The 11714-nt window shown below is 48.8% G+C and carries 12 protein-coding genes; 7 read left to right on the top strand and 5 right to left on the bottom strand.

The window, feature by feature from the left end; genetic code table 11:
• The first annotated feature begins 349 nt into the window (after positions 1-349).
• The 3 genes from PHU49_09225 (at position 350) to PHU49_09215 (ending at position 4171) form a co-directional block, all read left to right on the top strand.
• Positions 350-1021 carry a heavy metal response regulator transcription factor gene (locus PHU49_09225; GenBank protein MDD5244184.1) on the top strand — a complete coding sequence of 224 codons (672 nt, stop codon included), beginning with the start codon at positions 350-352 and terminating at the stop codon, positions 1019-1021.
• A 2-nt stretch (positions 1022-1023) separates the two neighbouring features.
• Positions 1024-2433, top strand: a complete 1410-nt coding sequence (locus tag PHU49_09220; GenBank protein ID MDD5244183.1) for an ATP-binding protein — start codon at positions 1024-1026, stop codon at positions 2431-2433.
• Between the two features lie 265 nt (positions 2434-2698).
• Complete coding sequence (locus PHU49_09215; GenBank protein ID MDD5244182.1) at positions 2699-4171, top strand: DegQ family serine endoprotease; 1473 nt, start codon at positions 2699-2701, stop codon at positions 4169-4171.
• A gap of 132 nt (positions 4172-4303) precedes the next feature.
• On the opposite strand, the gene PHU49_09210 is transcribed toward PHU49_09215, so the two are convergent.
• Together PHU49_09210 and PHU49_09205 are read right to left on the bottom strand one after the other, a co-directional pair.
• Positions 4304-4708 (bottom strand): NUDIX hydrolase, encoded by a 405-nt coding sequence (locus tag PHU49_09210; GenBank protein ID MDD5244181.1) that lies wholly within the window; start codon positions 4706-4708, stop codon positions 4304-4306.
• A 72-nt stretch (positions 4709-4780) separates the two neighbouring features.
• Entirely contained in the window at positions 4781-5140 is a 360-nt protein-coding gene (locus PHU49_09205; protein MDD5244180.1) for a four helix bundle protein, read from the bottom strand.
• Positions 5141-5229: 89 nt separating this feature from the next.
• Here PHU49_09205 and PHU49_09200 point away from each other — a divergent pair, with 89 nt between their 5' ends.
• On the top strand, positions 5230-5967 hold the full coding sequence (locus tag PHU49_09200; protein MDD5244179.1) for an amidohydrolase family protein: 738 nt from the start codon (positions 5230-5232) through the stop codon (positions 5965-5967).
• Positions 5968-6080: 113 nt separating this feature from the next.
• Here the strand turns inward: PHU49_09200 and PHU49_09195 are convergent, their stop codons facing one another.
• Together PHU49_09195 and PHU49_09190 are read right to left on the bottom strand one after the other, a co-directional pair.
• A complete protein-coding gene (locus PHU49_09195) occupies positions 6081-6839 on the bottom strand; it encodes a CoA-transferase subunit beta (GenBank protein ID MDD5244178.1) in 759 nt (252 codons plus the stop codon).
• Positions 6840-6852: 13 nt separating this feature from the next.
• Positions 6853-7830 (bottom strand): glutaconate CoA-transferase, encoded by a 978-nt coding sequence (locus tag PHU49_09190; protein ID MDD5244177.1) that lies wholly within the window; start codon positions 7828-7830, stop codon positions 6853-6855.
• A 165-nt stretch (positions 7831-7995) separates the two neighbouring features.
• On the opposite strand from PHU49_09190, the gene PHU49_09185 reads away from it, so the two are divergent.
• The 3 genes from PHU49_09185 (at position 7996) to PHU49_09175 (ending at position 11425) form a co-directional block, all read left to right on the top strand.
• A complete protein-coding gene (locus tag PHU49_09185; protein ID MDD5244176.1) occupies positions 7996-8466 on the top strand; it encodes a hypothetical protein in 471 nt (156 codons plus the stop codon).
• 93 nt (positions 8467-8559) lie between these two features.
• Positions 8560-9516, top strand: a complete 957-nt coding sequence (locus PHU49_09180; protein ID MDD5244175.1) for a TAXI family TRAP transporter solute-binding subunit — start codon at positions 8560-8562, stop codon at positions 9514-9516.
• Between the two features lie 49 nt (positions 9517-9565).
• Entirely contained in the window at positions 9566-11425 is a 1860-nt protein-coding gene (locus PHU49_09175; GenBank protein ID MDD5244174.1) for a TRAP transporter permease, read from the top strand.
• A gap of 69 nt (positions 11426-11494) precedes the next feature.
• Here PHU49_09175 and PHU49_09170 read toward each other — a convergent pair.
• Positions 11495-11714, bottom strand: a 220-nt coding sequence (locus PHU49_09170; protein MDD5244173.1) for a BadF/BadG/BcrA/BcrD ATPase family protein, incomplete at its 5' end; no start/stop codon positions are given.

The following is an 11714-nucleotide window of genomic DNA, read 5'->3' as shown; positions in this document are numbered from 1 at the left end:
CTTCCACACCGCTGTCGTTCCCGGTATCGAGTTCGGGAAAGAAGGCTACGTACGCCTCTCCTTCGCAACCTCAATGGAGGTCATTCAGAAAGGCCTCGACCGGATCAAAAATGCAGCGGCGGAGATGAGATAATGCCGTAAGGCGTGAGCCGATAAAAAAATAAGATACGTTGGGCGTTCGGAGTTCAGCGTTCGGCGTACCAGTTCATCACGTTCATTTTACACTTTAATCAACTCTTCAATCCACGCTGAATGACTGTCAATATCCCACCATACCAACTGAAAACGCAGAAGGTTGAAGTTTTCTGAAACTTGTGTTATCAGAAGAAAGGAGATAAGGGGAAGGCCGTTGAAGATCCTTGTTGTTGAAGATGAAAAGAAGGTTGCAAACTTTGTAAAAAAGGGTTTGCTGGAAGAGGGCTATGTCGTTGATGTGGTGTATAACGGCAGGGACGGCCTGAATTTTGCTACAGACCGGTCGTACGATCTCATCATTCTCGATATCTACCTTCCCGGGATTGACGGCCTCACGATTCTAAAGAAGCTCCGGGATGGGAAGATCAGGACCCCTGTCCTCCTTTTGACGGTAAGGGCCACCATCGAGGACAAGGTCCTCGGCCTCGATTCAGGGGCGGATGATTATCTCACAAAGCCTTTTGCCTTTGAAGAGCTCATCGCAAGGGTGCGGGCGCTTTTGCGACGGAAGAGAGACGCTGATGAAACGGTCATCCGGGTCGCCGATCTGGTACTCGATCCTGTCCGGCGCATTGTTACAAGAAAGGGTCAGGAGATTGCCCTGACGCTGAAGGAATTTTCTCTTCTTGAATATCTTATGCAGAATGCAGACCGCGTATTGACCAGGACGATGATAATCGATCATGTATGGAACTATGATTTTGACACAGAGACAAACGTCATCGACGTCTATGTCAATTATCTGCGGAAAAAGATCGACGCCGGTCACGACGTAAAGCTTATCCACACGGTAAGGGGTGTGGGATACATTCTGAAAACAGGGTAGGTATGCGTTTACGTTCTATAAGGTTCAGGCTCACCATATGGTACACCGGCATTTTGGCCGTCAGCTTCCTTATCCTCGGAGGCATCAGCTATCTGCTTGTAGCGTACACGCTCTATGAGGAGACAGATTCGGCGCTCAGAAGTGTTGCGATGGCCCTTGCCGAACATGCAAAAGATAATACGAGGAGGTATTCCGCCCCTGATGTGGATGAGATATTCCGCCGTTTTTTCGGGTTTCCGCCGACCGAGCGCTATTTCGATTGGTTCGACCCGTTCGGAAATCATGAAAAAGGTTTTTCCGACCAAAAGGGGTACCCTCTTACGGAGGAAGCAAAGGAGAACGCCCTGAAGGGTATTGCCACCTTCGAGACAATAACGCTTGCCGGCGCATATCCGGTCAGGGTCCTCACATGGCCTGTAGCCGAATCCGGAAGGCTTATAAATGTTGTGCGCGTGGGGATGTCGAGAAAGGGTTTTTACAGCGCCATGTACCGCTTTCTTCTGATTGTTCTCGTACTCCTCCCCGTCGCACTGCTGTTTGCAGGAGGAGGCGGGTGGATACTTGCACGCAGGGCCTTGAAACCGGTGGACCGTATGACCGAAACAGCGAGAAAGATCGGCGCAGGGCAACTGGATGAGCGCCTGGAACTTGCCGGCACACAGGACGAACTTGACAGGCTCGCAGAAACCCTGAATGAGATGCTTGGCCGCCTGTACGATTCCTTTGCAGAGATGCGCCAGTTTACGGCTGACGCCTCCCATGAACTGCAAACGCCGCTGACCATTCTCAGGGGCGAGATAGAGGTGGCCCTCCGTTCGCAGAGAAGCCCGGAAGAGTATGCGACAATATTAAAAAGCGCACTGGAGGAGACAGAGCGAATCTCCCGTATCGTAGAGGAACTCCTCCTCCTTGCCAGGGCGGATGCCGGGGTCCTCAGGATGGATTCGCAGCCCGTTGACCTTGTCCGTCTTGTTGAAGAGGTACTGGACCAAACCGCTCCCCTTGCCCGGAAAAGGTCAATAAACCTGGTCATGGGTAACACGGAACCCCTCGAGACAACAGGAGACCTTGTGCATCTGAGACGCCTCCTCCTCAACCTTGTTGATAACGGAATAAAATACACCCCTCCCGGGGGCGCGGTAAAGGTTTCAATTGAACGGAAGGGCGAGACAGCGATCCTGAGCGTTCAGGATACCGGCATCGGTATCCCTCCCGAGGAACAGGAGAAGGTCTTCCAGAGGTTCTTCCGGTCGCAGGAGGCGCGTTCCGCAGGACAGGGAGGGTCGGGTCTTGGTCTCTCGATTGCGAAGTCCATCGCCGAAGCACACGGGGGAAAACTCGAATTCGAAAGCACACCCGGTAAAGGAAGCATCTTCAGGGTCTCTCTCCCATTACGCTCGCAGCCGGCCTGATGACCGTATATCGTATTTCGTATATCGTATATCGAAAAACCCGTAAGGCGTGAGGCGCAAGGGAACTAAGGCATAGCGCAAAGCGCATGGCGCATAGCGGAACACCTGTGAGGGAAAAAAGCGGCTCATAGTTCTTGATTAAAAAGTTCTAATCCTGCTCTAATCTCGTCTTAATGTTGCTCCATTATTATTATCTGCAAGGGAATCATAAAACCCTGAGTCTCCGAAAGGGATATTCCCGAAAATCAAAACAGGAGGACATTCTATGATGTACCGGATTAAAAACTATTTCAAGGACAGGCATTTCGGGCTCCCAACCCTCGCAGGAATAGCCTTCGTGTTCCTGCTCACAGGTCTCCTTATGGCATCATCATTCAGGCTTACGGGGAATTCGCAGGCACTTACCACTTCGACACCGGCAGTAGTACAGGGTGTCCCGGCATCATTTGCAGACCTTGCGCAGAATCTTGGTCCTACAGTCGTAAATATCAAGGTGACCAAGATTGAGACAACAGGATTTCCAGGGGGGTCAGAGATGCCGGAAGGACCTTTCGGGGATATGTTTAAACGGTTCTTCGGTGATATGCAGCGTTCGCCTGAGGCGTATAAAACCCAGGGTGCAGGATCAGGCGTGATCATAGGTAACGACGGGAAGATCCTTACAAACAACCACGTTGTGGAAGGAGCGAAGGAGATTGTTGTCACGATGAGTGATAAGCGGGAATACAAGGCAAAGGTGCTCGGACGCGACCCGAAGACAGACCTCGCGGTGCTGAAAGTGGATGCCCGGCCCCCCTTCAAGTCGGCAACCCTTGGCGACTCCGATGCGTTGCGCGTGGGTGAGTGGGTTCTTGCAATCGGAAATCCCTTCGGGCTCAGCAACACGGTCACATCGGGGATTGTAAGCGCAAAAGGGAGGGTGATAGGCGCCGGCCCCTACGATAATTTTATTCAAACGGATGCACCTATCAATCCGGGGAATTCAGGCGGTCCCCTTTTCAATATGAGGGGGGAGGTAGTCGGTATAAACACGGCCATCATTCCAAACGGACAGGGCATCGGATTCGCAATCCCTGTGAATACGGCGAAATCTCTTGTTCCTCAGCTTGAAAAAGGAAAGGTTACGCGGGGCTATCTCGGTGTTCAAATCCAGGACGTTACACCTGAGCTTGCCGCCTCCCTCGGCCTCGGAACGGCTAAAGGCGCACTGGTAAGCGATGTGATCAAGGGTGGTCCGGCCGAAAAAGGAGGTGTCAAACGCGGGGATGTGGTCGTGTCTTTTAACGGCAAAGAGATAAAGGATAGTCACGCACTGCCGTCGGTCGTTGCCTCAACACCGGCAGGAAAAGAAGTCCCGATTCGTGTGATACGCGACGGGAAAGAAACGTCACTGCAGGTAAAGATAGAAAGACTCCAGAATGAGGAAACCCCCGGGCTGCCTGCAGAAGAAACCTCCCAGGGCAAATGGGGTTTGCAGCTCCGGGATATGAATGCCGCAACGGCACGCCAGATGGGCATCAAAAAGGATTACGGGGCATTGGTTGTCGGTGTCAGGCCGGGGAGTCCGGCAGAGGATGCCTCTATCCAGAGAGGAGATGTGATCCTTGAGGTTAACCGCAAACCGGTAAAAACAGTGGAAGATATGAAGACCGAAATAGCAAAGTCAAAAGATAAAGGCTCTCTTCTCCTGCTTGTCGAGAGGAACGGGGGAACCATTTATCTTGTTTTGAAAGGGTAACACCCCTTCCTGCCAAAAGAAAATATAGTCAGATCGCTGCTTGCAGTCGGTCATCGGCCGCAAGCAGCGAAAAAAAACATCTCAGGATTACCGGATATTTACCTGAAATAGCGCTCTTCCCGACAACATAATTCAAGGTCTTTTGCCGGTTTTGATATAGCGAAAATAATCGGCAATGATCTCGCGATGGTCAAAAGCAATTGTATCAGGCAGTGAACCTTCAGCAAAGATCTCTGCCTTCCTCGCATCGTCCCTGCCCGCGAGCGTCCCCTTCCCGTCTCCGATAAAAACCACAGATACCGTGTGAAAACGCGGGTCCCTGTCCGGCTTTGAATATGCATGGAACTGTTCGACAAGCGTCACGTCGAGGGAGGTCTCTTCTTTTGCCTCACGGACTGCGGCATCTTCGAGAGACTCGCCGATGTCTACAAAACCTCCCGGGATTGCCCATCCTGGAGGAGGATTCTTCCGCTCGATCATCACGATCCCGCCATGGTAGCGGATGATGATGTCAACGGTAACAAAGGGTGTCTTCAACTCATTCAACATGATAAAATAAGTATATCGTATATAGTATATCGTATATCGTGACTTATGTAACCCATGTTATTAGCTTAGTCTCTTTAGCAATGAAGATAGCATTTTCGATGCATGTTCTATTTTTTCGGAGATATTTGCAAGCTCAGCTTCACTGGTAAAACTAAGCTCTTTTGCGATGATGAACTGTGTTTCAAGCTCCGCAAGTGATGCCAGCGCGATATAAAGGAACTGTTTATTTTCTTTAATGTGAAATCTTTTAAAACCTTCCGCGATATTAGACGGTATTGAGACCGCTGATCGCTTTATCTGTGTTGTTAAACTATATAATTCTTCTTTAGGAAATTTTTTCGTCAGTGCATAAGCATCGATAACGATCTCTATCCCTTTCTGCCACACCCTCAAATCTTTAAAACTTTTAATTTTATTCATGTCCCCCCCCCATATTGATATAACGATATACGATATACGATATACTGTTCTTTACAGGGATACACCACTTATGATATTCATCTGCAACGATGGATTTCGATATTATCATAGATAGCCATACGCACTGGGGCCCTTCCGTCACGCTCGGCACAGATGTGACTACCGGGGAATTACAGCGTCAGCAGGAAGATACGGGCATCACGCATGTTGTCATCATGCCCTTCCCTTCAACTGCGATTGCGAATAATGAGATCAATGTGCGGCTCCTGAATGAATCAAAAAAGATTGCGGACTTCATCCCCTACCATTACATCCGTGAAAATTATGACGAGGCAGGTTTCGATCCGATCCCTGCGCCGTACTACGGAGGAAAGTGGCACTGGATGAGGGGATGGCAGGATTCCGCATCGGACTACAAAGTGCTCAATGATAAGGATCTGCCCGGTCTTGTTGAAAAGATACGAAAGATTGGCAAGCCCGTTATCTTCGAAGAGGAGCTCGCGTTTACAGAACGCTTCGTCGATATGTTCGAAGGGCTGCCGCTCATCATCCCCCATCTCGGCCTGCTCGGAGGGTATCCGGGAGATTTTCTACAGAGTTTCAAAGACAAAAAGACCATCTGTTTTGATACGGCCCTTGCTTCACAGGATATGATCTACGAGTTTGTAAAAACGGTCGGTCCTGAAAGGGTACTTTTCGGTTCTGATGTTCCCTTCGGCTCTATGAGAAGCGAGCTCTCCAAGGTCCTCGCCCTTCCCGTCTCACGCGAGGACAAGGAACTGCTGCTCTATAAGAACTTCATCCGGCTCACGGGATATAAACCGTAAACCGTATATCGTATATAGTACATAGTATATCGTCGGTTCCCGGATCAGTCGGAATCGTTTATTATGTCCTTGCAGTTTACGATATACGATCTACTATATACGATATACCGCCTTTACAGTATCAGTCTTTGCGGGTCTACCTCTTCCCTCAGGATCCGCAGGTCTTCTGCCGATGGCGGTTCTGCTTCGCGGGCGCGTGAAACATCGATCGGGAAGCCTGTATTCTCAACAATTGTATCGATGGCGATGCCGGGATAATACTCTGCAAGGTACATCTCCTTTGTAGTGTCGTCAAACTTCATGACGCAGAGATTGGTGACAACGGCAAGGGCCCCGCCTCTCTGGAGGCCGAGGTTCTTACGCGAGTCTCCGCCCTGATACCATCCCACGCTGGTCAGGTAGTCAAGTTTCTCGACGAACCGCCGCTTCTCGTGTTGCATGAATGTGATAACCCCTGATGCAAAGGAGGAGACATCACATGCCCCGCCGCTTCCCGAGAATCTCGTCTTTGGCCTCCAGTAGTCACCGATTACCGTTGTATTGAGATTTCCGTATTTATCGATCTGGGCTGCGCCGAGGAATGCTATGGTATGGAGCTTCCTGTGACCCACTATAGAGAATGCCTCAATGAGGCCTGAATTTAAACACGTTCCGTACATGACCCTGAGATCTGAAACAGCCATCGGTATCTCTTCAAGGGACGGGTCAATACCGCCTGTCTCGAAAAAGACAACCGCCTTCGGTGCATATATCCTCTTTGCTGCCGTAGCCGCAAGCATTGATACGCCTGTGCCGGCAAAAACAATGTCGCCGTCTTTAATGAACCTTCCTGCGCTGATTGCCATCATTTCGTTATCAGTATAGTTCGCCATTCTGAAACCTCCCTTATTTCCTGTCCAAACCTGCTGCGTATCCCAGCACAGGGTTTGCCTTTATCTTGAGCAGGTTTTCTACACCGACCTTGCCAAGATACTCATCATAGGATGAAACACCATATACCCATTCTTCAAGGTACTCCCTGAAAAGCCTGTCATCTTCAGCGACCTTTTTATAAAGGTTCAGGTGTTTCGGGTCGTAATCATAGAACGCGTAACATCCCGTCGGATGGGCACCGTAAGGGACTTTCACAATGGCATCGATAAAAAATGGAGGAAGGGTATTCTGGTCAGGGTCGAGCCTGATGAACGAGCGCGGCACGATCTCTTCGCAGGTCACGATGACGATATCGGCTGATTTTGCCTGTTCGATATCGGCAAAGGTAAGCCCTTTTACTCTTACCGTGCCGTCTTCCCCTACATACTGGGCGTGAATAAGGGCAACGTCCGGATTTAGTGCAGGAAGGAGCACAACCCGGTCATCCTCTCCATTAAAGGGGTTCTGCATGAGAGAAAATTTCTTTGATGCAACCTTTCTCTGTCCTCTCAGTTCTTTCGGAAATCCTTCATATTTCAGCAGGTCTGAACCAAGCCCCGACTTTGTAGGGATGAAAGGGATACCGAGGGCGCCTGCGAGAAACCTCAAACTCATCTGATAGTTGGAATAGTCCTCAAACTGGATCTCACCCCTCTGGATCGCCTTTTTGAACCTGATACAGGTAGGCGCGTACCTCCCGTTGCCGCCGTACGCTATCTCCAGCCGTTTCACGCAACCGGCGCCGATGAGGACATCGAGCGCCTGCCCGTGGGAATGGCATACGAGATGTATGTCCTTTATGCCCTGTCTCACGATCTCGTAGGCGATTGCCATGGGATTTCTCACAACGGTAAACCCTCCGATGGCAATCTGACTGCCATCCCTGATGAATCTTTTGACCGCCTCATCAAGCGTCATCAGTTTATCTCCAATCTCCGGATATTTACTCATCTTGTATACTCCTTTTTTTAAAGATCAATTATCTTCTATCATTAACTATATTTGAGGGTCAAGTTCTATTTTTCACAAGAAATAAATCAACTAAGAACCGTATACCCCGCCTTCTTCACGCTTGCCAGTGTCCCTTACCCTATATTATAATGTTCAAACTCTCCAATGAACAGAACCGCTAAATCGTATATTATTATCATTTTGCTATTTTTCATCGTTTCCGGTGGATTCATTCCGGTTAAGGTCATAACTATTACAACAGTCGACGGTGTCGCGAGATTAGTCAAAATGGTCCACGATGGGGATACTATCATGTTGTCGCACATCAATTCAATCTACGATGCAAAGGTTGAAGAGGTTCTGCGGGTGGAGGGACTTAACTTCTGCCTCGCGGAAGTAAAGACAGATTCATACGGGGTTAAGGAATATTATGGGATCACGGAAGGAATTCAACCACGGTCATGGAAAGAGATCCGGTTCTATAATAGCGCCGTAAGGCACTTCAGTCTTGCCGTTAATGACAAAGAGTTCAATATTAGAAAATTTACCGATTCTTTATTAATTATCAAATTGCAAAAAACCCGTCTCCATAAGTATTTTAGCCTGTTGATTTTTAAAGATTGTACACTATTCTGAAAACAAGTGAAACCCGTAACATATTGTTACAATTTGTTTGACAACAATATTGTTTATTAGATAGTATTGAAACAAAAAAAGAGGAGGTTCGCAATGAGAAAAGCATTGGTTCTTTTAGTAACGTTGGCAATTGTCTTTCTCGGGATTCAGCATGCTGACGCACAGCAGAAACAGAGATTAACCATAGCCACTGGCGGTACCGGAGGGGTATATTATCCTTACGGTGGAACTCTCGCTGAGATCATCAACAAAAAGGTACCGAATGTCAATGCAACTGCAGAAGTCACCGGCGCCTCTGTGGAAAATGTGAGACTTATTGGGAAAATGGATGCCACCTTTGGTCTTGCCATGAATGATACCGTATATCAGGCATATGCCGGCGAAGGCAAGTTCACAGGAAAGAAGATCGACTCCCTCAGAACCGTCATACAGATGTATCCGAACCTCTACCATGTTGTTACATTGAAAAAATACCCGATCACCAAACTTACAGATATCAAGGGGAAAAAGGTATCTGTCGGTGCACCCGGCAGTGGTACAGAATATAAAACAAACTTAGTCCTGCCGGTAATCGGCATCAAATACGCCGATTTCAAGGTCTACCGCCTTTCCTTTGCTGAAAATGCTACACAGATGAAGGATGGTATAATCGATGTGGGTATCTGGTCTGTTGCTCCACCGACATCTTCAATCATTGACCTTGCAACGACACATGATATCCGTTTCATTCCCTTTAGCAAGGAAGAGGTAACGAAGGTCGAAAAGGCATATCCGTATTACTCGGAGTGGGTAATACCGAAGAATACGTACAAGGGGCAGACCGAAGACGTCCTCACAATAGCGGTCTGGAACTCTGTGGTTTGCAACAAGGATCTGCCGGATGATCTCGTATACAAGATCACAAAGGCAATCTTCGAAAACAAGAAGATGCTCGTTGATACACACAAAATAGCAGAATTTACAACAGCTAAAGCCTCGGCAACGAAAAGCCCTATCCCGGTCCATCCGGGGGCATTGAAGTATTATAAGGAGATAGGGGTTATTAAGTAGCAGGGAAGGATGACGGGGGTGATTGAAAACCCGAGAGAGGTAGCTAACGATGCCTAAGGTTCTTTCTATTATTGCTATTGTTTTTGCTGTTTTCATGTCGCTCTTTCATCTTTATACCGGCGCCGTGGGGAGCCTCGATCCGTGGTCCCAGAGGGTTATACACCTTACGCTTGGTTTTGTTATTGCCTTCCTCACATTCCCGGTTATCAAGGGGAAGAAGGTGGGGGTCCTTGAGATCATCCTTTCAATACTAAGCCTGGCGAGCGGTCTTTACATTATTCTCAACATGGATGCCATTATTGACAGGGCAGGGATGCCCGGTACCTGGGACATTGTATTCGGTGCCCTTACGATCCTTCTTGTACTCGAAATGACGAGACGGGTGATCGGACTTGCCCTTGTTATTGTGTCCGTGTTATTTCTGCTGTATGCCTATTTCGGGCCATATCTTCCTGAGGCCATAGCTCACAGAGGGTACGACATAGAACGTATAACGGCACATATGTACACAACCCTTGAGGGGATCTATGGCGTACCCATCGGTGTTTCAGCAACCTTTGTTATTCTCTTTGTCATCTTCGGGGCATTCCTTGAGGCCACGAAGACAGGTGATTTCTTCATAAACATTGCCAATTCGATCGCGGGGAAGACGAAGGGAGGCCCGGCAAAGGTGGCGGTTATATCGAGCGCCTTTTTTGGAACTATCTCGGGAAGCGCCGTTGCGAATGTTGTCGGAACTGGAACATATACAATACCCTTAATGAAGCGGACGGGGTATGCACCCCATTTTGCAGCATCGGTTGAAGCGGTTGCATCCAGTGGGGGGCAGTTGATGCCCCCTGTTATGGGCGCCGCTGCATTTGTCATCTCAGAGATGACGGGGGTAAGCTATCTGACGATCTGTCTTGCAGCGGTCATCCCCAGTCTTCTGTACTATATGGGGTTATTCACCGCGGTTCATGTCGAGGCACGGAGGATAAATCTCAGGGGGTTGCGGGGTGACGAGGTGCCGCCCTTCTGGGGTACCCTGAAAAGCCAGGGGTATCTTGCTATATCAGCGCTGGTGCTTATCTACTTTCTTGCCGTTAAACTGACATCCCCTTCCTTCGCAGCCTTCTGGGCCATCATCGCATCTATCATATTGAGCTCAATTAAGAAAAGCACAAGATTGAACCTGAAGGGATTGATCAAAGCGTTGGAAATGGGCGCAAAGGGAGCGTTAAGTGTGGTTGCAGCCTGTGCGGCAGCAGGTATCGTCGTGGGTGTGGTGACCCTTACCGGTCTCGGTCTGAAATTCTCCGGAGCTATTATTGCACTTGCACATGGCAATATCTACCTCACGTTGTTTTTCACCATGATATCGTCCCTTATCCTCGGGATGGGTCTGCCAACTACTGCAGCTTACATCATTTGTGCGATTCTTGCTGTACCTGCCCTTACAAATCTCGGGATCAATGTCCTGGGTGCTCACCTGTTTGTCTTCTATTTTGCTATTATTTCCGCCATTACACCACCGGTTGCACTTGCTGCTTATGCCGGTGCCGGCATTGCAAAGAGCGATCCGATGAAGACAGGATGGACTGCGTGCAGAATAGGGCTTGCCGCCTTTATCGTGCCATATATGTTTGTTTTCAGCCCGGCACTTCTGATGCAGGGAAATGTCTTCCAGATTGTCTGGGTAAGCGCGACCGCGTTAGTGGGTACCATATTCCTTGCCTGCTCGACGATCGGATGGTTGTTTGCTCCTTTGTCGAAATGGGAAAGACCCCTGCTCTTTATCACGGCTTTACTCCTGATTGAGCCGGGGATCATAACGGATATTATTTCAATTATGGCCTTTATCCCGGTTTTCTTCAACCAGTTGCGGCTTGTAAAGCTAAACAGGAATCTACAGGAAACGAACGCATAAAAAAGATAAGATTAAGGGGAAAGAAAAAGGCCGGCGAAATGCCGGCCTTTTTTGAGTACATTTATTTTTTTATGAAACCTTTTCGAGAGCAAGTGTTGCTGCACCCAGTGCGCCTACGATCTGGGGTTCAACGTGGATCTTCAAGGGCATATTCAGCGCGGCTTCAAGGGCCTTCACGACACCGATATTCTTTGCAACCCCGCCTGTCATAATGACCTCTTTCTCAGCTCCGCCAATTCTGCTGATAAGACCCATAGTCCTGTCTGCGATAGCCTTGTGAATACCATAC

Source organism: Syntrophorhabdaceae bacterium (assembly GCA_028713955.1).
Taxonomy (GTDB): domain Bacteria; phylum Desulfobacterota; class Syntrophorhabdia; order Syntrophorhabdales; family Syntrophorhabdaceae; genus UBA5609.
This window is presented reverse-complemented; position numbering and strand designations above follow the sequence as displayed.

Excerpts from the sequence above, each read along its gene's own strand:
- PHU49_09220 (MDD5244183.1), top strand. The coding sequence starts at position 1,024 with ATGCGTTTACGTTCTATAAGGTTCAGGCTCACCATATGGTACACCGGC.
- PHU49_09185 (MDD5244176.1), top strand. The coding sequence starts at position 7,996 with ATGAACAGAACCGCTAAATCGTATATTATTATCATTTTGCTATTTTTC.
- PHU49_09215 (MDD5244182.1), top strand. The coding sequence starts at position 2,699 with ATGATGTACCGGATTAAAAACTATTTCAAGGACAGGCATTTCGGGCTC.
- PHU49_09180 (MDD5244175.1), top strand. The coding sequence starts at position 8,560 with ATGAGAAAAGCATTGGTTCTTTTAGTAACGTTGGCAATTGTCTTTCTC.
- PHU49_09190 (MDD5244177.1), bottom strand. The coding sequence starts at position 7,830 with ATGAGTAAATATCCGGAGATTGGAGATAAACTGATGACGCTTGATGAG.
- PHU49_09205 (MDD5244180.1), bottom strand. The coding sequence starts at position 5,140 with ATGAATAAAATTAAAAGTTTTAAAGATTTGAGGGTGTGGCAGAAAGGG.
- PHU49_09195 (MDD5244178.1), bottom strand. The coding sequence starts at position 6,839 with ATGGCGAACTATACTGATAACGAAATGATGGCAATCAGCGCAGGAAGG.
- PHU49_09200 (MDD5244179.1), top strand. The coding sequence starts at position 5,230 with ATGGATTTCGATATTATCATAGATAGCCATACGCACTGGGGCCCTTCC.
- PHU49_09175 (MDD5244174.1), top strand. The coding sequence starts at position 9,566 with ATGCCTAAGGTTCTTTCTATTATTGCTATTGTTTTTGCTGTTTTCATG.